General features: G+C 42.3%; 24 protein-coding genes. 19 read left to right on the top strand and 5 right to left on the bottom strand.

Annotated elements, in window-relative coordinates; translation table 11 throughout:
* Window positions 1-139 precede the first annotated feature (139 nt).
* From BLT_RS0111695 to BLT_RS0111675, 4 genes are all read left to right on the top strand, one after another.
* Window positions 140-1,111, top strand: a complete 972-nt coding sequence (locus tag BLT_RS0111695) for a DUF2515 domain-containing protein (RefSeq protein ID WP_017727981.1) — start codon at window positions 140-142, stop codon at window positions 1,109-1,111.
* Between the two features lie 576 nt (window positions 1,112-1,687).
* The gene (gene racA, locus BLT_RS0111685; protein WP_017727979.1) at window positions 1,688-2,227 is read left to right on the top strand and encodes a chromosome-anchoring protein RacA; all 540 of its coding nucleotides are present in this window, start codon (window positions 1,688-1,690) and stop codon (window positions 2,225-2,227) included.
* Window positions 2,228-2,266: 39 nt separating this feature from the next.
* Window positions 2,267-2,668: a YppE family protein gene (locus BLT_RS0111680; RefSeq protein ID WP_017727978.1), complete on the top strand. Its 402-nt coding sequence runs from the start codon at window positions 2,267-2,269 to the stop codon at window positions 2,666-2,668.
* A gap of 31 nt (window positions 2,669-2,699) precedes the next feature.
* Window positions 2,700-3,536, top strand: a complete 837-nt coding sequence (locus BLT_RS0111675) for a sulfurtransferase (protein WP_017727977.1) — start codon at window positions 2,700-2,702, stop codon at window positions 3,534-3,536.
* Between the two features lie 262 nt (window positions 3,537-3,798).
* Here the strand turns inward: BLT_RS0111675 and BLT_RS0111670 are convergent, their stop codons facing one another.
* Window positions 3,799-4,002 (bottom strand): hypothetical protein, encoded by a 204-nt coding sequence (locus tag BLT_RS0111670; RefSeq protein WP_017727976.1) that lies wholly within the window; start codon window positions 4,000-4,002, stop codon window positions 3,799-3,801.
* Between the two features lie 400 nt (window positions 4,003-4,402).
* Here BLT_RS0111670 and ilvA point away from each other — a divergent pair, with 400 nt between their 5' ends.
* The 13 genes from ilvA to BLT_RS0111600 all read left to right on the top strand — a co-directional run bounded on the left by ilvA (window position 4,403) and on the right by BLT_RS0111600 (window position 14,379).
* The gene (gene ilvA / locus BLT_RS0111660) at window positions 4,403-5,650 is read left to right on the top strand and encodes a threonine ammonia-lyase IlvA (RefSeq protein WP_026105090.1); all 1,248 of its coding nucleotides are present in this window, start codon (window positions 4,403-4,405) and stop codon (window positions 5,648-5,650) included.
* A 215-nt stretch (window positions 5,651-5,865) separates the two neighbouring features.
* Window positions 5,866-6,771 carry a chemotaxis protein gene (locus BLT_RS0111655; protein ID WP_017727973.1) on the top strand — a complete coding sequence of 302 codons (906 nt, stop codon included), beginning with the start codon at window positions 5,866-5,868 and terminating at the stop codon, window positions 6,769-6,771.
* Window positions 6,772-6,799: 28 nt separating this feature from the next.
* Window positions 6,800-7,015, top strand: a complete 216-nt coding sequence (locus BLT_RS0111650) for a hypothetical protein (RefSeq protein ID WP_017727972.1) — start codon at window positions 6,800-6,802, stop codon at window positions 7,013-7,015.
* 158 nt (window positions 7,016-7,173) lie between these two features.
* Window positions 7,174-7,698 carry a type 1 glutamine amidotransferase domain-containing protein gene (locus BLT_RS0111645; RefSeq protein WP_017727971.1) on the top strand — a complete coding sequence of 175 codons (525 nt, stop codon included), beginning with the start codon at window positions 7,174-7,176 and terminating at the stop codon, window positions 7,696-7,698.
* Window positions 7,699-7,825: 127 nt separating this feature from the next.
* Window positions 7,826-8,737 carry a ribonuclease Z gene (gene rnz / locus BLT_RS0111640; protein ID WP_017727970.1) on the top strand — a complete coding sequence of 304 codons (912 nt, stop codon included), beginning with the start codon at window positions 7,826-7,828 and terminating at the stop codon, window positions 8,735-8,737.
* A gap of 66 nt (window positions 8,738-8,803) precedes the next feature.
* Window positions 8,804-9,064, top strand: coding sequence for a DUF2524 family protein (locus BLT_RS21830; RefSeq protein WP_017727969.1), 261 nt, complete (start codon window positions 8,804-8,806; stop codon window positions 9,062-9,064).
* 221 nt (window positions 9,065-9,285) lie between these two features.
* Complete coding sequence (locus BLT_RS0111630; protein ID WP_017727968.1) at window positions 9,286-9,636, top strand: thioredoxin family protein; 351 nt, start codon at window positions 9,286-9,288, stop codon at window positions 9,634-9,636.
* Window positions 9,637-9,640: 4 nt separating this feature from the next.
* The gene (locus tag BLT_RS0111625) at window positions 9,641-10,078 is read left to right on the top strand and encodes a BrxA/BrxB family bacilliredoxin (protein WP_017727967.1); all 438 of its coding nucleotides are present in this window, start codon (window positions 9,641-9,643) and stop codon (window positions 10,076-10,078) included.
* A 184-nt stretch (window positions 10,079-10,262) separates the two neighbouring features.
* Complete coding sequence (locus BLT_RS0111620) at window positions 10,263-10,682, top strand: TlpA disulfide reductase family protein (protein ID WP_017727966.1); 420 nt, start codon at window positions 10,263-10,265, stop codon at window positions 10,680-10,682.
* Window positions 10,683-10,868: 186 nt separating this feature from the next.
* Window positions 10,869-12,011, top strand: a complete 1,143-nt coding sequence (locus tag BLT_RS0111615) for a conserved virulence factor C family protein (RefSeq protein WP_017727965.1) — start codon at window positions 10,869-10,871, stop codon at window positions 12,009-12,011.
* Between the two features lie 220 nt (window positions 12,012-12,231).
* Window positions 12,232-12,453: a hypothetical protein gene (locus tag BLT_RS0111610; RefSeq protein ID WP_017727964.1), complete on the top strand. Its 222-nt coding sequence runs from the start codon at window positions 12,232-12,234 to the stop codon at window positions 12,451-12,453.
* A gap of 11 nt (window positions 12,454-12,464) precedes the next feature.
* Window positions 12,465-12,941: a PH domain-containing protein gene (locus BLT_RS0111605; protein ID WP_017727963.1), complete on the top strand. Its 477-nt coding sequence runs from the start codon at window positions 12,465-12,467 to the stop codon at window positions 12,939-12,941.
* Entirely contained in the window at window positions 12,934-14,379 is a 1,446-nt protein-coding gene (locus BLT_RS0111600; RefSeq protein WP_017727962.1) for a PH domain-containing protein, read from the top strand. The genes BLT_RS0111605 and BLT_RS0111600 overlap by 8 nt, the downstream gene beginning before the upstream one ends.
* Window positions 14,380-14,403: 24 nt before the next feature.
* Here the strand turns inward: BLT_RS0111600 and BLT_RS0111595 are convergent, their stop codons facing one another.
* The 4 genes from BLT_RS0111595 to BLT_RS0111580 all read right to left on the bottom strand — a co-directional run bounded on the left by BLT_RS0111595 (window position 14,404) and on the right by BLT_RS0111580 (window position 18,889).
* A complete protein-coding gene (locus BLT_RS0111595) occupies window positions 14,404-15,390 on the bottom strand; it encodes a DUF2777 family protein (protein WP_017727961.1) in 987 nt (328 codons plus the stop codon).
* A gap of 240 nt (window positions 15,391-15,630) precedes the next feature.
* Window positions 15,631-16,575 carry an MBL fold metallo-hydrolase gene (locus tag BLT_RS0111590; RefSeq protein ID WP_026105089.1) on the bottom strand — a complete coding sequence of 315 codons (945 nt, stop codon included), beginning with the start codon at window positions 16,573-16,575 and terminating at the stop codon, window positions 15,631-15,633.
* A gap of 348 nt (window positions 16,576-16,923) precedes the next feature.
* Window positions 16,924-17,826 carry a hypothetical protein gene (locus BLT_RS0111585; protein ID WP_017727959.1) on the bottom strand — a complete coding sequence of 301 codons (903 nt, stop codon included), beginning with the start codon at window positions 17,824-17,826 and terminating at the stop codon, window positions 16,924-16,926.
* A gap of 34 nt (window positions 17,827-17,860) precedes the next feature.
* Entirely contained in the window at window positions 17,861-18,889 is a 1,029-nt protein-coding gene (locus tag BLT_RS0111580) for a toxic anion resistance protein (protein WP_017727958.1), read from the bottom strand.
* Window positions 18,890-19,122: 233 nt separating this feature from the next.
* On the opposite strand from BLT_RS0111580, the gene BLT_RS0111575 reads away from it, so the two are divergent.
* Together BLT_RS0111575 and gltB are read left to right on the top strand one after the other, a co-directional pair.
* Window positions 19,123-19,914: an NRDE family protein gene (locus BLT_RS0111575; protein ID WP_017727957.1), complete on the top strand. Its 792-nt coding sequence runs from the start codon at window positions 19,123-19,125 to the stop codon at window positions 19,912-19,914.
* A gap of 446 nt (window positions 19,915-20,360) precedes the next feature.
* The gene (gene gltB, locus BLT_RS0111570) at window positions 20,361-24,950 is read left to right on the top strand and encodes a glutamate synthase large subunit (protein ID WP_017727956.1); all 4,590 of its coding nucleotides are present in this window, start codon (window positions 20,361-20,363) and stop codon (window positions 24,948-24,950) included.
* Window positions 24,951-24,959 lie beyond the last annotated feature (9 nt).

Below are 24,959 nucleotides of genomic sequence, written 5' to 3'. Positions count from 1 at the left end.
ATTGGTTAAAATCCATCATTTAATCTTACCATAAAAGCTCGACCCTTGTTATATAGTTTGTATCAAGTTTGTGACTCTCTTTCTTGCCTAAGGCGATCATGAGTGACCATCGAAAGCCTGAAAAGTTTGGAGGTTCAAAGTGAACACGAAGCCATTCTCGATTTCAAAACAACAAGCAAGCATGTTGGCACATCTTCAAACAAAAATAACCCATTATAATCTTGATAACATCGCTAGGACGATGGCCTATCAACGTTTTTATCAACGTCATCCAGAAATTCGCTGGGCGCTGCTCGCAAGCTTGGTCTCAAGAAATGCCGGCTATCATATGACGGATCTTCAGAGCAAATGGTTTCAACAATTAGTGAACCAAGAGCAACGGGCTTTGTTATTTTGTGCCTATGAACGGGCCAACTGGTTAATTTTTAAAGATGCATACCCACAGCTTCTACTCTACGAATGGTCAAAGCGAAAGAAGCAGCCATTGTTCGATTTATTAAAGCATTTTAATGTCTCCCGCTTTATGAAAAAGGAATGGGAGCTTTTCTGGGAAAAACGAGATGAACAGCGTTTATGCACCGCGCTCATTATTAATGAGCAGCATGTCATCCAATCGAGTGTGATCGACCATCCCAGCTTTCGTGAACGTGTATTTCGTAGTTTTCCTTTTTTTCTCGAAGAGCAGGGACATTTTGGGGCTGTATTGTTTCCTGTCTTAGAAGGAAAGCTTTACGGTTTATATGTACGTGATTTTCGCAGGATAGATGCAAGAATTTGGCTCGGGAAGCAGCTTCAGCAATTATTATTCCATCCAGACTATTTTCAACATTTTTATACGTTTGCAACGTCGACAGAGCATACCGGTTCAAGAAGAGACTATGGTAGGTATTTGCAGTGGGAAACAACAAATACAAGTCCTTTTTTGCGTATTATCTATCCGATTGTGAATCACAGGTTGGAGGAAAAAAAGGATTGGTACGAGGAAAATAAACAGGTTGAAGCTTATTTTGCAGTGGAAAAAGGGGTGCATCCACAAGAACGAACAAGCTGGGTGCAAAAAAAGCAGCTTGAGCTTTTTCTCCTGTATCAAATAAAAAAGAAGCTTACATAAAGAATAATTATTGATGAGACATCGAACGCAATAGTGGCTGCATAGCATTCGCTTCGGAAATATACTTCGCTTCCGCGGGCGGCTGGTGAGCCTTTGATCCCGCAGGAGTCTACGTATATTTCCTCCGCTAAGGTTGTGCAGTGTTCGCATTTTCAATCATACACGTTCGTTATGTCCCAGCCTCGGCCATATTGGTTAATGGTGAGGGTTGTTTTACACATCGTTACTACTCGGCAGGGCGGCTTGGACCTGTCAATTTTTTATCTCCATAGCCTGTTGCCTTTTTTGATTGTTGGCTAGTAGGAGCTTTTTTTCGCTGTCTTCGTTCATTTGTTTCAGATTTCATTGAGAAACCCTCCTTTCTAGGATTTGTATTAGTATAAACCTGAGAACTCGCTCTACTCATGACAAAATAATGGGAATTTGATCAGCTTGAACGAAAATTCGCACCCTGTATGATAAATTTGATCCTTTGACACTTTCTTTGCCGAATTCATTCTAGTTTTGTCAAGGAGGAAGGGGACAAGCCGTTTCAGTGCGAAATGATACAGCAAATAAGTCTTGGGAGGGGTTTGTATGGAAGAGCTTTTAAAAACAAAGGAAGTATCAGAACGGATCGGTGTGAACCCTACGACGGTGCAAAGATGGGTTAAATATTTTGGACTTGCTTGTGAAACGAATGAACATGGCCATTACCTGTTTGACGATACTCATTTGAAGGTTCTCTGCTCCATCCATGAACAACTCCAAGCAGGAAAACGAATGAAGGAAGTGAATCTTGATCCATATCAGGAGGTGTTGAAGGAACATGTGGAGCCGAAAAAGATGGTTCAGGTGAACGCAGTGGAAAAGCAATTAGAGCAATGTCTACAGCGCATCAATGAGCTTGAACAACGGCTTTCACAAAAGGCTGATGAAGTTGTAAGCTACCAAATTTTAAAGCATCGTACTGAAATCGATGATATGATGAAGCTGTTACACAAAATTGAACAGCGATTAACAAAGCTTGAGGACAAGGTGGAAGAGAAGGAACCAACGGTGGAAGCATTGCCTCTTGCAGCTGGAGGAGAAACGAAGAAAAAACGGTTATCCTTGATTCGCTTATTCTCCTTTTAATTTCGGTGAAAACTCTGCTAAGATGATAGCGGAGGTGTCATGGCAGCCATGAACCAAATGGAGCAGAAGAGATTGTTACAGCTAACGGAGGAGCTTTTACGCTATAATCGTGAAGCTCATGATTACTATCTTCATACAGTAAGAGAAGAGGAAGGGTATGAGCCTGACTTTTTTGGCAAGGTGAAGCCCTTCGCCGACGCGGTAAAGGTACGTGCAGACGAATGGAAGCCGTTGACGCTTGCCTTTATCCGAGCCTACAAGCCGAATTATCTTTATCCACTACAAGTAGAAAACACATATGAGAACCTTGAAATTGTTTCGGTTCAAGCGTTTTACCCGAAAACCGGGAAGAAACGCTTTCTAGAGATGATTAAGTCGATTGATTATATTTTGAACCAATTAAAGAACGATTGTCAAAAACTCTCACCTGATCAAAAATAGAAGAGAAGAACAAAAAGGTGGGGTGGAGAGAATGGAACAGACGGTTTCTTTAAGCTGGTTAAAGGAGCACCTTCAAGACGAAAATGTGCGAGTCGTTGATTGTCGGTTTTCCCTTGGACAGCCAGAGGTTGGCTTACAGGCATACATCAAAGGTCATATTCCTGGTGCGGTGTTTTTCGACTTAGACCAGGATTTATCTGGAAAGCCGCAAGCCCATGGAGGCAGACATCCGTTACCAGACATAGATGAATTGGCAAGGAAGCTTTCAAGTGCAGGGATCGATAGGTCAACGACGGTTGTTGCTTATGACAATCAAGGCGGTCCATTTGCATCAAGGTTTTGGTGGCTTTTACGCTATCTCGGCCATGAACAAGTGTATGTGTTAAATGAGACGTACGATCAATGGCTAGAAGCCGGATATCCAGTGGATACAGACGTTCCAATTTTTCAAGAAAAAGCTTTTCAACCATTGATCAAAGAGGACATGCAAATTGAGTATGAAGAACTGAAAGAAAAGCGGAAGCGCCCGAATATAACCTTGATTGATTCAAGAGAGCTTGAACGGTACCAAGGAAAATCGGAACCCATTGATCCTATCGCTGGACGTATTCCTGGTGCCATTCATCATTTTTGGAAGGACAATGTAACAGCAAAGGGAGAACGGAAGCCTCTAGCGGAGCAACGAGAACGTTTTTCTTCTCTTAACAAAGAAGATGAAATTATCGTGTATTGTGGGTCAGGTGTGAGCGCCTGTCCAAACGTTCTTACGCTAGTAGAGCTAGGCTACCAAAACGTCCGTCTTTATGTTGGTAGTTGGAGTGATTGGATTACCCATGATGATCGGGAGATAGAAACAGACGTAAAATAAATAGATTTTGATACGGTCGCGGGCTGATGCTCCGGCCATTTTTGTCTATGATAAAAAATTGTGAGAATGAAAATGGGTACTATCCTGTCTTTGATTTAATGTTCAAAAAAGGTTAGTGTAAGATGTGAGGAACTTTTAATCATAAAACAATGACAAACCGACTTTTATTCGAGTGGTTTTTCTGAAATAAAAAAAACTGCTGAGAAGATTCTCTCAAGCAGCCGAAGGAGATTGAAAAAACCTCCTTATGTATTCGTCGTGCTTATCCGTTGTCACGGAACATGTAATAGATCATGACAATTAATGTCGCAAAAGACATGATAGCTAAAGCCGAGATTAAAAATCCTGAAGGTTCAGCGTGTGCGGCTTCTTCAGCTTCTCCATTACCAGCAGCTAAAGCTACTTGGAGTGGAAGAAGGAAAAACGTAAATAAAAATGCTGTCGTGATTGAAAATTTCTTTGCCATATGTCGACCCTCCTCATCTATCTGTTCAAGCGTATCATCCAAACTGATGCAGCATAACAAAAGATTGCAACAATTTTATTATAATTTTCCATGGACAAATAATCAATATGATTCCGTTACAAGCTTGTGAAAACACTTTATCATATAAGAAAGCCTTTTAAGAAGTATTCCTGGCATAAGGAGCTTCTAAACATGCTGGGCATTGCGACATACATAAAAAAATATTGGAATTTTCGAGCAATAATTAGTGATCTTGATGATAAAAGCGTTTTGAAAGGAGTTTCAGGGTTCGCAAAAGACGAGGGTTATGTTAAGATGAGTGTTGTAATTAATGGATTTTCAAATCAAAGTACATCATAAATCAGATCAGCTTGGACTGGGAGACGAAAGGACAGCCAAAATGGGAAAGATTCAGATTGAAGATATTATCATTGCTAATCAAACGTTAAAAGATGTTGTTGTTCATACACCGCTGCAAAAAAACCAAGTTCTCTCTGAACGATACGACTGTAATGTTTATTTGAAGCGGGAAGATTTGCAGGTGGTTCGTTCATTTAAAATTCGCGGTGCATTTCACCAAATCTCGAGCTTACCGCAGGAAGAACTGAACAATGGAGTTGTTTGTGCAAGTGCAGGAAACCACGCACAAGGTGTCGCGTATTCATGTCACACCTTGAAAATACCTGGGAAAATTTTCATGCCGTCAACGACGCCGCGGCAAAAAGTCGATCAAGTGAAATTTTTTGGAAAAGAGTACGTGGAGGTTATCTTAACTGGGGATACCTTTGATGATTCCTTTAAGGAAGCCTTAAATTATTGCAATGAACATCAAATGGCGTTTATTCATCCATTTGATCAAGAAAAAATTATTGCCGGTCAAGGTACGGTCGGTATGGAAATCATGAATGACATCGATGATAACATTGATTATTTGTTCTGCTCCATCGGTGGTGGGGGGTTAATCAGTGGAGTAGGTACGTATATTAAAAGCATCAGTCCACGGACGAAAGTGATTGGCTGTGAGCCTGCAGGTGCCCCTTCGATGAAAGAGTCGCTAAAGCAAGGGGAAGTGATTGAATTAGAGAAAGTCGATAAATTCGTCGACGGGGCTGCTGTAAAAAAGGTAGGGGAGCTACCATTTGAGATTTGTCAAACCATCCTTGATGATATCGTTCTTGTGCCTGAAGGAAAAATCTGTACAACGATTTTGGAGCTATACAATCAAAATGCTATTGTTGCAGAGCCAGCAGGTGCCATGCCAATCTCAGCTCTTGATTTTTACAAAGACGAGATTAAAGGCAAGACGGTTGTATGTGTCGTAAGTGGTGGAAATAATGATATTGGGCGGATGCAGGAAATGAGAGAGCGTTCACTGATTTATGAAGGGCTACAGCATTACTTTATCATCCAATTCCCTCAACGTGCTGGGGCATTGCGTGAGTTCATTACAGAGGTTCTTGGTCCAGATGATGACATTACTCGTTTCGAATATACGAAGAAAAACAATAAACCAGATGGTCCTGTTTTGATTGGAATTGAGTTAAAATGTGATGAGGATTACGCTCAGCTTATTGATCGTTTAAATAAAAAAGGATTTGATTATGACGAAATTAATAAAAATGCGACGCTGTTTAATTTATTAATTTAAAACGAAAAACCCCTCTGCAAAGCGAACAAGCTTTTACAGAGGGGTTTTTCGTTCCTGAGAGCGGGCATGTGGAATAAAGGCTTGTATAATGGGCTTGCAATCCATTGAAAAGAGAATGTTAGTCCATGCTAAATTGGAAAAAAACGATAGTCTTCCTTGTCAACTCATGCTATTCTAGACGTAAGTCGCATGCCAAGAGAAGGAGGAAGCGAGATATGACCAGCAACGATCAATCGATATTACTTGAATCTGGCACAAATGAACTAGAGGTCATCGTTTTTAATATTGGAGACGGAACGTTTGGCATAAATGTAATGAAGGTCCGTGAGATTATTCAGCCCTTACCTGTCACTTTGATGCCGAATAGCCATCCCCATGTTGAGGGGATTATACGTTTGCGCGATGAAATTCTCACCGTAGTGAATCTGAGCAAGACGTTAGGCTTTGCGCCATCAGCTAATCCGAATGGGGACAAGCTGATTGTATCAGAGCTGAACCAAATGAAAGTGGCTTTCCGTGTTCAGCATGTCTCAAGAATTCATCGAATCTCATGGGAGCAAATTGAAAAACCGACGGATTTGTCCCAGGGACTTGAAGGAATGACAACAGGCGTCGTGAAAATGGACGGACAAATGGTTCTTTTACTCGATTTTGAGAAGGTTGTTCTCGACATTAGTCCTGAAAAGGGCATCCATGTGCAGCAAGTAAAGCAGCTAGGTATGCGGGAACGGCAAAACAAGCGGCTGATCATCGCAGAAGATTCTGCAATACTACGGAAGCTCTTGTTCGATACTCTTTCTGAAGCAGGCTATGACCAAATTACGTTTTTTGATGACGGTCAAGCTGCCCTTGAATATTTGGAGTATTTAAAGAACGAGAACCAATTAGAGCAGGAAGTCGATCTACTTATTACGGATTTAGAAATGCCGAAAATGGACGGCCATCATTTAACGAAACGAATTAAAAGTGATAAGGAATTGAAGAGCTTGCCAGTCATTATTTTTTCTTCTTTGATCACAAAGGATTTATTTTATAAAGGCCAAGAAGTTGGCGCTGACGGTCAGGTCAGTAAGCCTGAAATTGTGAAGCTGATTGAATTAATTGATCGCTTAATCGCCTAAGCGAGATCAGAAATAGACGCCCCTAACAGTGAAGGAGCGTCTTTTTGAATGCTTCTTTGTTAATGAAAAATCAAGTGGATGGATAAAAAAGTATCATTGCTGGAGTCATGCCCTTCTATCCATTCTTGTCATTTTGATGGCAAGCTTAATCATTGGTCGCTATAAAAAATCACCGATTCAAGAGAAAACAGTGGAGGAAGAGTTCGAAATCTCGAGTGTCCAAGCAAGGACGTCTAATGATTGAGCGATCGTTCAGGATTGAAGTGTTTTGAGCAAATGGTGGTGACTGGGTTTATCCTGGGAGAGCCACCTCTGCATGTAGTTGGAGGGAGGAAGGGGCGTTTCCTGCTTTTTCTATTCATGCTATACTTGACAAAGAGAAATGATTGGGAGGGGCTGTACATGCGTCTAAAAGAAAAGCGAGTCATCGCATTGATAGATCATGAATTTGAAGATTTGGAGCTATGGTATCCAATCCTTCGTCTTCAAGAGGAAGGAGCTACCGTTGATTTAGTTGGTGCCAAAGGACAGGAAGAATATATAGGAAAATACGGTGTGCCTGCTACTTCCGAATATGCTTTTTCAGACGTTGATCCGGCGAATTATGATGCGCTACTTGTTCCTGGTGGCTGGGCACCTGACAAGCTACGGCGATATGAAGACGTATTAAGGATTGTAAAGCATATGAATGAAAACAAGAAAGCAATTGGTCAAATCTGTCATGCTGGTTGGGTATTAATTTCTGCAAAAATTTTATCTGGTAAGCGTGTCACAAGCACACCTGGCATCCGAGATGATATGGAAAATGCAGGGGCCATATGGTTGGATGAAGCTGTGGTTGTTGATGGACATATTGTCTCAAGTCGTCGTCCGCCAGATTTGCCGCCATATGTTAAAGCGTTTGCGGACTTGCTAGCTGAGCAATAATGATAAAAGAACTCCTGGTCACCTAGTAAATGTTGAGACATAGGTAACCGTTTCTTTAAGATTACGTCTGAACAACTGAATCAAGCGCCAGCTGTTAACGGAATGATTAAAAGATGTAGGTGGTCATATGGAATTTCATTTTTTAGGAACAGGTGCTGGCATTCCTTCCATTGAACGAAATGTTAGTGCGTGTGCCGTGCGCTTTTTACAAAACGGGCAACAATGGTTGTTTGATTGCGGGGAAGCAACGCAGCAGCAAATTTTACGCTCGTCGATTAGTTTAGTGAAGATTGAACGGATTTTTATTAGCCATTTGCATGGGGATCATATTTATGGGCTACCAGGTGTATTAGGGAGCCGATCGTTCCAAGGTGGAGAATCCCCCCTTACCATTTATGGACCAAAAGGACTGAAGGCTTTTATACAGGCTGCTCTCGAGGTTTCCAATACGCACATCAGATATCCTATAGAAATCATTGAAATTGAAGCAGGCTTTTATTTTGAAACGGATACGCATCGTGTCGATGTGGAAGAGCTGGACCATGTAATGCCAAGCTTCGCCTTTCGAGTAGCGGAGCGCGATCGACCAGGAACGCTAAACGTGGAGGCGCTAATGAAGCGTGGCATTATGCCAGGTCCCCTTTATAGTCGGCTGAAAAAAGGGGAGAAGGTCGAGCTTGAAAACGGTGACATCATGAACGGGCATGATTTTATCGGCCCCCCAAAAAAAGGCCGTTCTTTTGTCTATGCAGGGGATACGCGTCCTGTCGAAAAGCTCGTTACCTTTGCAAAAGGGGTTGATGTTTTGATCCATGAAGCAACGTTTCGGGAGGATCGCCGCGAGCATGCACATCAATTTGGACATTCGACCATTAAGGATGCAACGGAGCTGGCGCAGCGAGCAGGCGTCCATGCACTCATCCTAACTCATATTAGCTCCCGTTATGCAGGTCTAAAAGAAGAATTAGAAGAAGAAGCAAAACAAGGATTCATGAACAGCTACCTTGCGGAAGATTTCTATATTCATCATCTACCTTAAGAATAAAAGCGGACTCTTTGGGATAACGTACCTTTGTAGATTCCATTTGTGAAAGGGTGCGTACAGATGACGGAAAGAAAAAAGCTTAGCGAGACGATCGCCAAAGCCGAAAAGACGATGGAAGAGGCCGAAAAGCGATTAGATGGTGCGAAACGGAATGAACCTGAGCGGGGAAATGGTTTTCACGAAGCCCAGCTTTCACTTGAAGAAATGAGTCATGAGCTTGATGCTTTGGCACGGATGGGAACACGAGAGCAGCGGGAGCAAATCGGTCGAACACTACAGCAGATTAGGCAATTGCAAAACCGGATGATTTTAAACCATTGAACAAGAGAGACGGAGAGCCGTCTCTCTTGTGCTGTGGAGGGGCAGCTTGTCCGAAGGATGGGACTGGAAACAGTAACAAGCTTGCACAATATAATAAATTATGTATATGCAATCTACGCATTTCGGTTCGTATAAAAGGGGTATAAGCAGGCAGAAAACATGCTCACACGATGGAAAGTTTGATACAATGTAAAAGAAATGCTCGTTGAGAGGGGATGACTGTGGCAGCAAATGTAAAAATAGACACAACCAGCAAGCACACCTACGCTGTGTTTGTCTATTCACCGTTATGCGGAACATGTAAGCTTGCAAAGTCTATGCTTCGGGTGATGGAACAAACCTTTCCTCGCTTTGAAATAAAAGAAGTGAACATCAATGAAAAACCTCAATTTGCTCAGGAGCGAAAGGTTACCAGTGTCCCGTGCTTACTATTATTTGACCAGGATGTGGAAGTGGAACGTCTTTACGCGTTTCGTTCTCTAGAACACCTTTATCATAGAATCAAGCCTTATACGACGGTAGAGGCGATTCATAAAGCTTTTTCTTCCACATCAACATTGAAAGGAGATTAAAAACATGTCAATGCATTATGAAGAGTACATGAAGCAGGTCGTGCAACCGATGCGCAGAGAATTAACTGACAATGGATTCCAAGAGCTTCTTACAGTAGAGGATGTAGAAAACTACATGAAAAATGCTGAAGGTACGACACTGGTCGTAATCAATTCTGTCTGCGGATGTGCAGCTGGACTTGCCCGTCCTGCAGCTGTGGCTTCCCTTGCCCACGATCGTCGTCCAGACCATCTTGTAACAGTATTTGCTGGACAAGAAAAAGAAGCAACAGCTAAGATGCGTGAATTTTTAGCACCACATCCACCTTCTTCTCCATCTATGGCTCTTTTTAAAGGAAATGAACTTGTTCACTTTATCCCACGTGAAGACATTGAAGGTTCAGATCCGGAGACGATTATTCGTCGCTTAGCTCTTGCTTATAATGAGCACTGTGGGCAATAAATAAGTTTTAGAAGATAAGGATTTGACCCTCTAGATACGCCCATTCAATAGCAAAAGGCTGTACTGCTATTGATTGCTGACTGCTGGGTCCGATCCTTCTTTTGTTTGAGGTTCATACATACACTGCTTTGTAATAATATTGGTTCAAACTAGGAGCTCGAAACAGAGAATGGAGAGATTTTTCATGCAAGCACCAATGTTTACTTTATTGGATGGACAAAATGAGGAAAAAGTGAGTCTTCATGACCAAAAAGGAAAAGTAGTGATGATTACTTTTTGGGCTTCATGGTGTCCAGATTCGAACCGTGATCTCGAACAAAAGGAAGAGCTTTTTAAAAGAATGCAGTCTGATAAATTGGCTTTTTTGACGATCAATGTCACTGGAAGAGAAGCTCATCCATCTGACGGACTTGCATTTGCGAAGGAAAAAGGCTTTACGTTCCCAGTATTGATTGATGAAGGAACGAAAACGTATGATGCTTACCGCTGCATGAGTGTGCCAACGACGTTCATTCTAAATGAAAACCTTGAAATCATGGAGCGTTTTTCCGATAAGGCTACATTGATGGAGATCATACAAGGCTTGGCAAAGCATTTATCCTAATGTCTCAAAACAACCATGAGTGCTTGCTCTAACCCGTGAGATAGAAACAAGGCGAGGAGAGTTTTCTTTAACCAGGCTTCTCCACCGTGAAGCTACAGTAGCGAGTGTCTTAGCTGGCTTGCAACCTGGCCCTATGTTAAGATCAAGACAAAGAGTGAGCGCAGCAACTGAAAGGAGACGATGTCTGTGAAAATCTTATCAATTGAACCTACACCAAGTCCCAATACAATGAAATTAACCCTTGATGAAAGCTTGCCGGGTGGTAAAAGCAATAATTATACGGTAAAAAATAAAGAGGATGCCCCGTCCTACATCCAATCACTTTTTGAGATTGAAGGAGTAAAGGGCGTCTACCATGTCGCTGATTTCTTAGCCATTGAACGAAATGCAAAGGTTGATTGGAAAGTCATTCTTCCGCAAGTACGCGCCGTATTTGGTGAGGAGACTGAAGTGTCAGAAAGCAGTGCGCAAGCACCTTCTGAACACTTTGGGGAAGTACAAGTATTCCTGCAAATGTTCAAAGAAATACCCATGCAAATCAAATTAACAGATGGAGAGCGTGAAATGCGTGAAGGTCTTCCAGAGCGATTCGCCAATGCAGCCTTTGCAGCACAGCTACCAGACGATAATGTTGTCCTGGAACGGAAATGGGTTGAACAAGGAGTCCGCTACGGCGAAATGGAAGACGTGGCGAAGGAGGTCGCAGAAGAAATCTCAGCTGCCTATCCTCAAGAGCGTCTGGATCGCCTCGTGGCTGCTGCGAAGGGTACGAAAGAGGAGCAAAAAGCTTTAGCGGAAAATCGATTCAGAGAGGTTACGTTAGATGACCTATCCCAGCCTGATTGGAAGGATCGTTATGCCGCACTAGAGCAAATGGATCCGAAAGAGAAGGATTTACCGGTCCTTGAAAAAGCCCTCGAGGATGAGAAGGCATCGATCCGCCGTTTGGCTACGGTCTACTTAGGAATGATTGAAAAACCGGTCGTGCTTCCATACTTGTACAAAGCATTAAAAGACAAATCGGTCACTGTTCGCCGTACGGCAGGTGATTGCTTGTCTGACTTAGGTGATCCAGCAGCGATTCCAGCCATGATTGAGGCGTTGAAGGACTCAAACAAGCTCGTTCGCTGGCGTGCTGCGATGTTTCTTTACGAAGTGGGTGATGAATCAGCCATTGAAGCCCTTCGTGAAGCAGAAGATGATCCTGAGTTTGAAGTAAGCATGCAAGTGAAGATGGCGTTGGAGCGGATTGTTGGTGGAGAGGAAGCAAAAGGCTCCGTATGGAAGCAAATGACAGAAAGTGTTACGAAAAATAGAGAAGCAGAATAACCGGTTACGATGCGGCGCCACGGAAGCGGGCGCCACTTTTTAGAAGCGTACGTTAGGGAAGTAAATTTTTTAACAACGGAGTTTATCAACGTCGTTAAAAATTTAAAGGGCTAAATATGAATGCAACGAAGGCTTTCACCATGAGCCAAGAAAAAAGCCGAGTTTTGTTTAAGATGGGATGTTTTTATATAATGAAAAGACAGAGTGGAGGAGGCATATGATGGAAAAAGAAGCGATAATGGACCAGTTAAAAGAAAAAGGTTTGGATGATATTATTGAATTGATTGAAGATGCAGAGTCTGGTGATTTAGAAGAGCTTGAATTAGTGGAATCAATCGGACTGCTTTATGACCAAACGTTAAATGACCGTGTTCTTGCCCTGCTACAGGAGCTAGGTGTCACGATTATTTATGTTAAAGATGAAGATGAGATGAACGACTAGGAGGTCATTTTGTGCGTCCAGCTCCACAGACACAAATTTCCCCGAAGGCGTTACCAGCATGGCGTCTTCAGGCGTTTTTAGAAAGCTTATTAGTCCTATTAGCTCCGATTGGCTATGGGGTTTTACGGTATTTTTTTGATTTTCCTCTTTGGATTCTTTGGGTGCTTCTTGCGGTTTACCTAGTCTATACGGTCATCGCTGTTGGGTTGGTTCCAAGCATTCGCCGGAAGCGCTGGCGCTATGACGTTCTTGAGCAGGAAATTGATTTACAACGAGGAGTTTTTATTGTCAAGCGTACGCTGATCCCAATGACACGGGTGCAGCATGTTGACACAGAACAAGGTCCATTATTAAGAAAGTACAATCTTGCTGCTGTGACGATCTCAACTGCTGCGTCCGTTCATCGAATTCCCTCGTTGTCCATCGAGGTAGCTGATGAATTAAGGGATCGAATTGCGGCACTTGCGGCGGTGGCAGAAGATGAATAAGCTGAAGCGCCTTCATCCAGCGGCCATCGTCGTCTCTTTTTTAAGCGGATTGAGAGGGCTTATCGTTCCCCTTTTGATTAGTTTATTTCTCGGAAGTTCAAACTCATCAGGCTTTATCAATTTCAATTACATCTTTTTTGGAATTCTGACGCTCACGTTTTTTGGTGGACTTCTTCATTGGCTAACGTTCCGTTATTGTTTGTTTGCTGGGGAGCTCTATGTTGAAAAAGGGCTACTGATCAAAAAGAAACGCTACATTCGTAAGCAACGAATTCAAGCAGTGGATGTAACGGCTGGTATTTTTCAACGAATGTTTTCACTGGTAAAAGTTAAAATCGAAACTGCAGGTGGGGGAAATGAACCAGAAGTCCAGCTGATTGCCATTACTAGGCAAGAGGCTGAAAGCTTACGAAAAGAATTGCTTGAGAAGGAAAAGGAAACCGAAAATTATTCCGAGGATGATTCTGCAACTGAAACAGAGCCTGTAGAGAAGAAAAAGACAATTTGGAAATTAGACGGCCGGCATCTACTGCTTGCGGCGATGACTTCGAGCGGGATCGGCTTAACCTTATCTGCTGTTGCAGCACTGTATAGCCAAATTGAACAATTTATCCCTGATGCGATTTATGAAAAAACGTTTGGTTTTCTTTTAGCTACAGGAGCTTGGTTTATTGTTGGCCTCGTGTTCTTCTTAGCGATCGTTGCATGGCTTCTTTCCATGATTGGTACCCTCCTCAAATACGGAGGGTTTACGCTAGAGAAAAATGGGGATGAGCTAATCATTTCCCGAGGGTTACTAGAAAAGAGACAGCTAACCTTGAATGCCAAGCGTGTAACGGCGATTCGTTTTGTAAGTAACGTTCTCCGCCAGCCGTTTGGCTTTACGTCCGTCTATGTGGAAAGCGCAGGTGGCGGTTCAAACGATGAGCAGCTCTCAACGATTTTAATCCCGCTTATTCACATGCGCGATGTAGAGCAAGTGATAGGCGAAACTTTGCCTGAATATTCCTTTCAACGCACGGTTCAGCCGATCCCTAAAAGGGCCTTACCTAGAACGTTCTTACGCTTAGTGTTCATTCCAATTGTGATTACGGTTTTACTCTTTATATTTACGAGTTACGGAAGCTATAGCGTGATTCTTGTATTCTTCGCACTGTTGCTTGGTTATTTTCAATACCGAGATGCCGGATCAGGCTATAATGATGATTTCCTTTGGATCCGTTATCGCAAACTAAATCAAGTTATGGTCGTGGCGCCAAGAAAAAAAATTCAAAACGCTGAAACAGGAACGTCCTACTTTCAGAAGCGTTTACGGCTAACAAGCTTCTTCATTTCTGTTCAATCAAGCATTGTCGGAAAAACCTTTGTATTAAAGGATATGGACGAAGAGACTGGAATGGAACTTCTTTCTTGGTTTTCAAACGATAAAAAGCATTGAGCGATGAAGCTCAATGCTTTTCGTTTAGCGTGAAAATTCGTTTGTGTAGGTAATAATCGAGCGTTTTCCAGAATCAGATGTAAATTCAAAACGGTCATAAATCTCATCTGTGCCATTTTCAACTAATTTTCGCTCGTAATGATGCTGTACAAGGATCATACCTTGTGTACTTAGGTAGGCAATAAAGTTCACACCAGAAAATGATTGTTGAGCGTCTCCATTTGATTGGAGTAATTTGATCAGTAAGGAATTGTGGCAATGAACCATATGATCATGAGAGATGCCAAGACCTGCTAAACTCTTTTCAAGTGATTGAAGCGCTGGTTTTTCCAATTCATTTCGTAAAATGTAGTAAGGATCCAACTGAATTTTTTTCAAGCGAATCTTTTTATTTTCTTTGATCCGATATGGCGTGCCGTCTTTAGAGACAAAAACACCTTCTCCCTGGTAGTGCACAGGTACCCAGCCTTGTTTTGTTTTCCATTCAAATTCAAATGGACAGCCCTCAAGGTCAAGCTCTTCCCCTTGCTCATCGACTAATATGGGCCGTTTCTGCTCAAACATACATGTATAGTAAATGTAATCTGATTGATCAAGCGTCCCTTTTAATTCATCGGGACTAGCACCGACAGACTTTAAATAATGAACGATGGATTCAATGTGACGGTGACTGTGTTCGATCGTCTGATTTAGCTCAGCAAGCTTTAATTGTGCAGTTTGCAGCAATGAACGCTTGTATTCAATGTCTTCCACATTTTCTGCTTCAGAAGGCTTAATTTTAGAACCAGAGCATTGAATAATTTCTCCTTCTTTATAAAGGGGAAGGGACGTTTTTTCATCGTCCAAGGAGAGGGTAGGGAAAGTAGCAATGCCAAGAATTTTAACGGTGCCAACCCATGTTTTTCGAGGCTCTGCATGTACCTCTAATAACTCTCCAAAATAGCTTCCTAGATTTCCTTCATGAACTGTGACCGCAGTTCCGATTAACGTTTGTGCTTTTTTTCGATCCATGAAAACCCTCACTTTATTTCTTGGTCGTTTCTATTCAACGGAGCTTATAGCAGTCCGTATCAATTCCGATCGTTGTTCGGATAGCTCCCCATTCATTGATAAAAAGGGGCTTTATTAAAACTTATTCATTCTATTATAGTCAAGTTGCCTTCCTTTTCGCAAGTAATTATGAAAAATTCCTTGATTTCTCAGGGGGTAGAGAACTTTTTCTTTGTTTCCATCCTGCGGTTGAGTAAGGATTCATGTTCGTTTCTGTAAGTATTCAAGAATTCCCATTGAACAGAGGAATAAATCGACACGGATATGCTCATAGACAGGATGAGTGTCAGGAATGCCTTTTTCTCGTAAATACCTTTGGATAATCCCAAGAAGGTGATCTGCGAGCTCGTGATAGGATTTATTTTCGCTTGCAAACATTTTGCCTTCCTCCACAAAAATCGGCAGCCAATGATTAATTTGAGAGTAGACAAACTCAGGATCAGTGGATACGCTAAAGTGCCCAAAATAAATTCGCTCGACACGTTTTTTACGAATCCGTTTTAACGATTGGAGCATTTGCTCAGGATGAAATTGATTGGGAGAGGTTGAAGGCAGCACAAATTCAATGCCTTCTCTTGAAAGAGGCTCATATCGAACACCAAGCGTATCTCCTGTAAAAATCCCATTTGTAACCGGGTCTAAAATGCTAATATGATGAGCAGCATGACCCGGAGTATGTAAAAACTCAAGCTTACAAGCAGGACCAATTTCTAATTCATCCCCATCTTCAACGGTTGTAATTTTATCTTCTGGTACAGGAAGAATAGGGGTGAACAAACGTTCAAACATGTCACCATAGACAGCTTTCGCACCCTTGATTAACCGACTTGGATCAACGAGATGACGGGCACCTCGTGGATGAACATAGACACGAGCATTTATGCAGTCATTCAGCAATAAGCCAAGACCGCCAGAATGGTCTAAATGAATGTGAGTAACAATAATATGACGGATTTGAGCAGATGAAATGTCAAGCTCTTTTAATCCTTCAAGAATATGGGGAACTGAAAGGCTTGGGCCAGTCTCAATCAATGTTAATTCCTTTTCATGAATGACATATGTTCCTGTTCGTTCTTTCAGATTCAAATCAAAGCCATCAATTAATGAAATTCGATTGCCAACACTTCTACAATTCGACATGTGCATTCCTCCTTCAGGAAAACCCTTACAAAAATAGTGTAAAAGGGTTCTTGCCCGTTTGCAACAAGGAAATCATCACGAGCGCTGTCCTTATCTTATCCCATGAGAAGCACATCCCCAATAGCTTCTTCAATTATTCATTGCGAAATGAGGCTTAGTCCTTTCTACACATACCTTCATGAGCGGCGCGCTCTTCCTACTTGGATGGAAACAAGTCCGTCAAATAATGCTGAGCAAACCTTTCAATGAAGGGGTGTGAGCGGAAGGGCTTAAATGTTTTGTCAACTTGAACTGAAGTTCCGACCCCTTTTTTACAGAAAAAAGTCTGTCCAACAAAGAGACAGACGTTCTTCATTATTTGTCGTAGCGTAATTGATTCAAGCGCAGGAGGTGCTCCATTCGTTCGACCCTTGATTGCTCTAATTGTTCATTGAGTGAAATTAAGGAGAGCTCCATTTTTGATAAGGCTACAAACACATTTTCCTTTTGAGCAAGCTGGTGCTGATACGAAAGGGAAAGATACGTATTTAACAAATTAGGAATGTCCTCCCGAAGCATCCGTCTTACGGTGTGCCGCTCTTCGAAATCAAGGAGTTCAAAATCTGGAATCAGCTTTTCAGTTTGGTCCACAATTCGTGACAGACGATTTTCCAGTAATGGGTCCAAAGAAAACGGTCGTAGCTGTCGAATGAATCGCTCTGTTTCCTGGTGGAGAAGGCGCATGTCATTTTGACTTGCGGCAGCCCGTTCCTGATGCTGCATTGTCAAGGCAGACACAGATTGCTCTGCATTGGAGCGATGGCCTAAATACGCTTCATCCAAACGATTAATTTGAAAAAAGACACCATGGAGGAGAGGAGATTGCCGAATGCTGCGAACATGAGAACGACCATCTTTTAAGTAATGAATCGATGCCTCTTTGCACTTGCCAACCCCATCCTTTGCTTTTACATATTTGCGAAAGCATTCAATGAACATTCGTTTTTGAACGGCAGCAGAAGAAAACTTTGTGTCCATCATGATGACTCTTATCCGTTTTTGATTGATTTTTACGATGATTCTTCGTTCTTTATGCTTACGTCGAACCGTTTTCCTTTGATTTTGTCCCAATGATTGGTTCACCATTTTGTTTAACAAGGCTTCCGTATCAGAAATCAGTTTCCGGCTTGCTTCATCTCCGAGAATATGGGAATCAACTGGCTTTCGGTGGCTTGGAACAAAGACGTGAAAAAAAGGCCACTCTTGTAATAGTTTCATAGGAGCACCTCCTTCTGACAAAGCCTATGTTCTCTTAACGGTCAAGAAGCTTTGTTTTCATTTCCTGATTTAAAGTGTCAAGCTCAGCGATAAATTGCTTACCGCTATTAACAATTCGTTCATTTGATTGCTCCGTTAATTGAATCGCTTCAAAAACATTCTCGTACGCCTTCTTAAACGCATCAATAGCAATCGCTGGCTCTTCAAGCGTTTTTAACGTCTCCTCTGTATTTTGCTTCAGCATTTCTGCATTTGAAAGAAGCATGGATTCAGTGGCCTCATTGACATTTCGAACCGCTGAAATCACATTTTTCTGGTTGCTTAACGCCAATTGAATCGAAGCGGTCACCGTAATGATATTTTTTGTCATTGTTATCGCATTAAAGATGGCTTCCTCTAGCTTATCGTTGTTTTCAATAATTAAATCAACAGAGGCGAGGGACTGTTGAAGCACCATAATCGCTTGGGACATGTTTTTAACTCTAGAAATGATTTTTTGCTGCCCTTTTTTCAGAGGATTTGGATTATCCTGCCAGCGTTCGCTCGTCATCTCCTGCTCAAGCATGTCGTTTAACTGCTTCCCCATCTCAATCTGCTCTTCTAAATGAGCCATACGTTCCCGAGCGACTTCTTTTAACTGCTGAAGCATTAAGGTATCCTCTTGCAGCTTGTCTTTACCTGATAACAGCCCTTCTATGATTTGCTCTACCTGGGCTTCAACCGTTTGGTATTTACGTGCATACTGCTCAATCGGGCTGCGCCGGAGCACTTTATTCATCAGCTTTTGAAAGGAGCCTTGCTTTAAATAATCGGGTTCAAGCTGGGCGACCATTTCCTTTAGTTCATGGAGCTTTTGAGGCAGCTGATTATTTTCATCGTTCATCATTTCCTTCACCGGACGCTTTAAGGCTTCTAATGACTCCCCTGCTTGGCGCTGTGCTTCTTCGCCAAGTCCTCCGAGGGATTCAATGAGCTCATCTACATTGGCCTCCGTTTGAAATTTTTTTAAAAGCTCTTCGCTTTTTTGTTTGCTTACAGCCTTTGTATCTTGGTGGTTTATCATAGTAAAAACCTCCATCTCTTTATATCCATTACCGTCGTTTAAATGTGTTTGGCATCTAGCCGCTATCATTAATACGTATACGCTTTATGCGCATTAACGGTTTCAGGAAACGTCGTAATTTGTCTGCTTCTATTATGAAGGATGGAGGACAACATGACAACATACATGAGTCGTGTTCTTTGCAGATTTCCACAAGTTTCGGCTACATTAAGGTCAAGAGAGGAGAGGTACCTATGTGTTTAATAACCTTTGCATTTCAAGCGGACCCGCGCTTTCAGTTTGTCATGGCTGCAAATCGAGATGAATTTTATGCCCGTCCCACTCTAGAGGCACAATTTTGGGACACAGATCCGACCATCCTTGCAGGGAAGGATCTTGAAAAAAATGGAACCTGGCTTGGTGTAACAAAAGAAGGGCGATTTGGGGCATTAACCAATGTGAGAGAAATGGGCGCAATAACAAATCAGAAGCCATTTCAGTCACGGGGATACCTTGTTCGTGATTTTTTAGCTGAAAAGATGACTCCCCTATTATATATGAAGAAACTAAGTAGAGGTTCAGAAAATTACGAAGGTTACAATTTAATTTTTGGTTCGTTTCGAGAATTGTATTATCAATCAAACCGTGTGGCCAATCCTAAAAAATTATCACCGGGCTACTACATGCTAAGCAATGCCCAATTAAATTCAAACTGGCCAAAAGCGAGGAAAGCAAAAAGTGGATTGAAACATGTCTTAAAAGAGCATGAAGATGAGAAAGACATCATTGAAGCCCTGCTGCAGATGTTGCGAGATGAGGAACGGTTCCCAGATGAGATGCTGCCAAATACTAAGGTGGGAATCACCTTAGAAAGAACACTTTCGCCGATCTTTATCAATGGTGAGAACTACGGAACAAGATCGTCAACTATTCTCCTTGTTCGAAAAAATGGTCATGTCACGTTTGTAGAGAAAAATTATGGTCCATATGGGGAAAAGATTAGTATGAACACGTTTAAATGGTGCATAAACGGGTATAGTAAATAACTTATATCCATTTTTAACCAGTTGCATAACGGTGCGAGAGATTGTAAAAATCTACGAAAGCGAAAAGAGAATCCAAAGCCATACAAAATACAAAAAACGACAAAAGCACTTTTGTGAAAAAGGAATATTTTCAAGCTTTTCTATAAGAATATTCGAAAATGAACATTTGTACACTGGAACACTACTTTTATAAAAAAATAAAATTTTCAAACAAAATAATAATAAATATTCATAAATTCTAATTTTTATTCATACTCTTTATAAAAATAGATTGTGTCAACATGGGAAATTTACCTATAACCCCAGTTAAGAAAGCGTTTTCACTGAAAAAAATTATAATAATTAATTTGCCGAAATGTCAGAAAAATGATATTATCTTGTATATTAGCTCGAACATTTCGTGAAGTGTTTATGGCTTTTTATTTTTTAAGGAAAGGTAGATGCCCATGCAGAACTATGGATACCCGAAGAAACAAGGCCTTTATGACCCACAGTTTGAGCATGATAATTGCGGGATTGGCTTTTTAGCTCATATGAAGGGTGTAAAATCACATCAAATTGTTGAAGATGCACTTCATGTATTACGCAATCTTGAACATCGTGGTGGGCAGGGAGATGAAGTGAATACAGGTGATGGAGCAGGTATTTTATTACAAATCCCTCATCGTTTTTTTGAAAAAGTCTGTTTAGCGGAAGGTTTTTCACTCCCAGAAGAAGGTCATTATGGTGTTGGTATGCTGTTTTTGCCACAAAATGAAATGGTACGTCAAGAATGTGAGCGCCAGATTGAAGCGCTGATTCAGGAAGAAGGACAATCCGTTCTTGGATGGCGTACGGTTCCAGTTGATGATTCAATGCTTGGCAATGCGGCAAAAGCAGCCATGCCAGTGATTCGACAGATCTTTCTTGAAAAGGATAGCCATGTGGATGCTGGATTAGCGTTTGAACGAAAGCTTTACGTCATTCGGAAACGGGCTGAGCGCGAGGTTGCCAAGCTAGTGGACGAAGGTTCTTTTTATTTTGCGAGCTTTTCAAGCCGCACAATCGTTTACAAAGGAATGCTCACAACCGCCCAAGTCAATCAGTTCTATTTGGATATTAATGATCCTGATTTTGAAACGGCATTGGCTCTTGTCCATTCACGTTTCAGTACAAACACTTTCCCAAGCTGGGAGAGAGCACACCCGAATCGATACATGATTCATAACGGTGAAATTAACACCGTGAAAGGAAATGTTAACTGGATGCATGCCCGAGAAGCAATGTTTGAATCCGACGCATTTGGAGCAGACATTGATAAGATTCATCCGGTGATTGATCAAAATGGTAGTGACTCGGCCATGTTTGACAACACGATTGAATTTTTATCACTATCGGGACGCTCCATGGCACATGCGGCCATGATGATGATTCCAGAGCCTTGGCAAAACGATCTGAAAATGAGCCGTGAGAAAAAGGCGTTCTATGAATTCCACAGCACATTAATGGAGCCATGGGATGGTCCGACTGCGATCGTATTTACAGATGGTCAGCAAATCGGTGCATGTCTTGACCGTAATGGACTCAGACCATCGCGCTACTATGTAACAAAAGACGATTACATCATCATGTCCTCTGAAGTAGGTGTATTGGACATTGATCCTGAAAACGTTTTGTACAAGGAAAGACTTCATCCAGGACAAATGCTATTGGTTGACTTGAAGGAAGGACGCATCATTCCTGATGAGGAAATTAAGCATCAAATAGCCAGTGAATACCCGTATGAGGAGTGGGTTGAAGAAAACCTCGTTCATTTGGAGGATGTCCTTGAAACATCAAAGGTTGAAAACACAGATTTCGCAAGGCTAAGAGAGCGTCAACTTTCTTTCGGTTATACGTATGAAGAAATCTCTAAGGTGATTCAACCAATGGTGACAAATGGAGAAGATCCAATTGGTTCTATGGGGTATGACTCACCATTAGCCGTTTTATCAAAACGACCACAGCTATTGTTTAACTACTTTAAGCAAATGTTTGCCCAGGTAACCAACCCGCCAATTGATGCCATTCGTGAGGAGATTGTTACAGCGATGGGTACAACCATTGGGGCTGAAAGAAATTTGCTAAATCCAGAACCACTTAGCTGTCGTCATATCTATTTGCCTTATCCGATTCTAAATAATGAAGAGCTTGCGAAGCTCCGCTACAATAAAATGGACGGATTTCAATCTGAAACGTTACCTATTTTATTTGACGCCAAGGCTGGAGAAAAGGGTCTTGAAGCTGCTTTGGATGAGTTATTTAAAGCGGCCGATGAAGCTATCGCTCGTAATGCAACACTCTTAATCTTAAGTGACCGAGGCATGAACAAGGATCGTGCAGCGATTCCATCCTTGCTTGCTGTTGCTGGCTTGCATCATCATCTCATTCGTCAAGGCACGCGTACGAAGGTTAGCATTTTAATAGAATCTGGCGAACCACGTGAGGTTCACCATCATGCTGTTCTCCTTGGTTACGGAGCAGAGGCGATTAATCCTTACCTTGTCTTCGACTCCATCGAGGATTTGATCCGCGATGGTTTGTTAGAAAATATCTCATATGTGGAAGCGGTCAACAAATATGTGAAGGCTGCGACGAAAGGAATCATGAAGGTTCTCTCAAAAATGGGGATTTCTACGATTCAAAGCTATCGCGGGGCGCAAATTTTTGAAGCTGTCGGAATCCATGAGTCAGTCATCGATAAATATTTCACATGGACAACGTCAAGAATTGGTGGCGTGAACCTTGAAATCATTGCCAAAGAAGTATTGCTTCGTCATGAGCGTGCGTATTCGGAGCAAGAAGGGTTAGACAAAACGTTAGACCCAGGTGATGACTTGCAATGGCGTCGCGGCGGGGACCCGCATCAATACAACCCGCATACGATCCATATGCTTCAACACGCATGTCGTAACAATGACTACAATTTGTTTAAAAAGTATTCCAATACGATCAACGAGCAAACAAAGGAGCAAACAACGCTTCGTGGTTTGTTGAAATTCAAAGCTGACCGCAAGCCGATTCCTTTAGAAGAGGTTGAACCGGTTGAGAGCATTTTCAAACGCTTCAAAACAGGTGCGATGTCATTTGGCTCCATCTCTCAAGAGGCTCATGAGACCCTCGCAATTGCCATGAACCGCATTGGCGGTAAGAGCAATACGGGAGAGGGTGGAGAAGATCAAAGACGCTATACACCTGATGAAAACGGAGACCTCCGTCGTAGTGCGATTAAGCAGGTGGCATCTGGTCGCTTCGGTGTGACAAGTCATTACCTTGTGAATGCCGATGAAATTCAAATTAAGGTTGCGCAAGGGGCGAAGCCTGGCGAAGGTGGACAGCTTCCTGGCACAAAGGTATACCCATGGGTAGCCGAGGTTCGTGGCTCTACACCTGGTGTTGGTCTGATTTCACCACCACCTCACCATGATATTTATTCAATTGAAGACTTAGCTGAATTAATTCATGACTTGAAAAACGCAAACCCTCAAGCACGCATTAGTGTCAAGCTTGTCTCAGGCACAGGTGTTGGGACGATTGCTGCTGGTGTAGCGAAGGGACGAGCAGATGCGTTAGTCATTAGTGGCTATGATGGTGGAACAGGTGCTGCTGCTCGTACGAGTATTAAGCATGCAGGACTTCCTTGGGAGCTAGGTTTAGCTGAAACGCATCAAACTTTAGTTTTAAATAATTTACGTAATCGAATTAGCGTGGAGACAGACGGAAAGCTCATGACAGGGCGCGATGTTGTCGTTGCAGCGTTGCTTGGAGCAGAGGAATTTGCATTTTCAACCGCCCCACTTGTTGTCTTAGGCTGTATTATCATGCGTGTCTGTCATCTGGACACATGTCCAGTTGGTATCGCCACACAAAACCCAGAATTGCGTAAAAAATATATGGGTGAAGCAGAGCATGTTGTGAATTTCATGACCTTTGTCGCTCAAGAAATTCGTGAAACAATGGCAGAGCTTGGCTTCCGTTCAATTGAAGAAATGGTCGGCCGCACCGATGTTTTAGAGATGAACGAGGAGATTGATAATTGGAAAGCAAAGCATGTTGATTTGTCTAGCTTGCTCTACCAACCAAACCCTGACCATGAAAAGAACTATTGGTCAAAAGCACAAGATCATCAGCTAGAGGAATCGCTTGATATGACAGAGCTTCTTAGTGCTTGTGAGCCTGCGCTTGAACGTCAAGAGAAAGTTCGTGGCACATTCCAGGTTCGAAACACAAACCGTGTCGTCGGAACGATTGTCGGAAGTGAAATTAGTAAGCGTTACGGTGCAGAAGGCCTTCGGGAAGATACAATCCATCTTGAATTTAAGGGTTCTGCTGGTCAAAGCTTTGGTGCATTTATACCAAAAGGGATGACACTAGACCTTGAAGGAGATGCCAACGATTATACAGGTAAAGGACTATCAGGCGGAAAGCTGATCGTTCGCCCACCTGCTGTCTCTAGCTTTAAAGCAGAGGAAAGCATCATTATTGGGAATACTTCCTTTTACGGTGCAACGAGTGGAGAGGCGTACATTCGAGGCATTGCTGGCGAACGCTTCTGTGTGCGGAACTCTGGTGCCAATGTTGTCGTTGAAGGGGTAGGAGACCATGGCTTAGAGTATATGACTGGCGGACGAGTCATTAACCTCGGTAAAGTTGGAAAGAACTTTGCTGCAGGGATGTCCGGTGGGATTGCCTATGTCTTTGATGAAGACGGTACGTTTGCCGATAAGTGCAACAAGGAAATGGTATTCCTCGAAGCATTAACCGAGCAAGAGGATGTAGCATACGTGAAAACGATGCTAGAAAATCATATCCGTTACACAGACAGTGAACTTGCAAAGCGGGTGATCGGCAACTGGAACGTTGCATTGAAAAAATTCGTCAAGGTCATCCCAAAAGACTACAAGCGGATGCTCGAAGCGATTGAGCGCGTGAAGCAAGAAGGTCTATCAGGTGAAGAGGCAGTCATGGCTGCATTTGATGAAAATAAAAACGACAAAAGTCGTGTGAGTGGGAAATAGGGAGCGTAT

The organism is Halalkalibacterium ligniniphilum (assembly GCF_000334155.1).
GTDB lineage: Bacteria > Bacillota > Bacilli > Bacillales > Bacillaceae_D > Halalkalibacterium > Halalkalibacterium ligniniphilum.
Note: the sequence above shows the minus strand (reverse complement) of the source record. Positions and strands in the feature narration are given on the sequence as shown.

Bases quoted from the DNA above. Each gene is read 5' to 3' on its own strand.
- ilvA (WP_026105090.1), top strand. From the start codon at position 4,403: ATGGGAAAGATTCAGATTGAAGATATTATCATTGCTAATCAAACGTTA.
- BLT_RS0111670 (WP_017727976.1), bottom strand. From the start codon at position 4,002: ATGGCAAAGAAATTTTCAATCACGACAGCATTTTTATTTACGTTTTTC.
- BLT_RS0111625 (WP_017727967.1), top strand. From the start codon at position 9,641: ATGTCAATGCATTATGAAGAGTACATGAAGCAGGTCGTGCAACCGATG.
- gltB (WP_017727956.1), top strand. From the start codon at position 20,361: ATGCAGAACTATGGATACCCGAAGAAACAAGGCCTTTATGACCCACAG.
- BLT_RS0111580 (WP_017727958.1), bottom strand. From the start codon at position 18,889: ATGATAAACCACCAAGATACAAAGGCTGTAAGCAAACAAAAAAGCGAA.
- BLT_RS0111610 (WP_017727964.1), top strand. From the start codon at position 12,232: ATGGAAAAAGAAGCGATAATGGACCAGTTAAAAGAAAAAGGTTTGGAT.
- BLT_RS0111655 (WP_017727973.1), top strand. From the start codon at position 5,866: ATGACCAGCAACGATCAATCGATATTACTTGAATCTGGCACAAATGAA.
- racA (WP_017727979.1), top strand. From the start codon at position 1,688: ATGGAAGAGCTTTTAAAAACAAAGGAAGTATCAGAACGGATCGGTGTG.
- BLT_RS0111620 (WP_017727966.1), top strand. From the start codon at position 10,263: ATGCAAGCACCAATGTTTACTTTATTGGATGGACAAAATGAGGAAAAA.
- BLT_RS0111590 (WP_026105089.1), bottom strand. From the start codon at position 16,575: ATGCACATGTCGAATTGTAGAAGTGTTGGCAATCGAATTTCATTAATT.
- BLT_RS0111575 (WP_017727957.1), top strand. From the start codon at position 19,123: ATGTGTTTAATAACCTTTGCATTTCAAGCGGACCCGCGCTTTCAGTTT.
- BLT_RS0111645 (WP_017727971.1), top strand. From the start codon at position 7,174: ATGCGTCTAAAAGAAAAGCGAGTCATCGCATTGATAGATCATGAATTT.
- rnz (WP_017727970.1), top strand. From the start codon at position 7,826: ATGGAATTTCATTTTTTAGGAACAGGTGCTGGCATTCCTTCCATTGAA.
- BLT_RS0111595 (WP_017727961.1), bottom strand. From the start codon at position 15,390: ATGGATCGAAAAAAAGCACAAACGTTAATCGGAACTGCGGTCACAGTT.
- BLT_RS0111600 (WP_017727962.1), top strand. From the start codon at position 12,934: ATGAATAAGCTGAAGCGCCTTCATCCAGCGGCCATCGTCGTCTCTTTT.
- BLT_RS21830 (WP_017727969.1), top strand. From the start codon at position 8,804: ATGACGGAAAGAAAAAAGCTTAGCGAGACGATCGCCAAAGCCGAAAAG.
- BLT_RS0111675 (WP_017727977.1), top strand. From the start codon at position 2,700: ATGGAACAGACGGTTTCTTTAAGCTGGTTAAAGGAGCACCTTCAAGAC.
- BLT_RS0111585 (WP_017727959.1), bottom strand. From the start codon at position 17,826: ATGAAACTATTACAAGAGTGGCCTTTTTTTCACGTCTTTGTTCCAAGC.
- BLT_RS0111680 (WP_017727978.1), top strand. From the start codon at position 2,267: ATGGCAGCCATGAACCAAATGGAGCAGAAGAGATTGTTACAGCTAACG.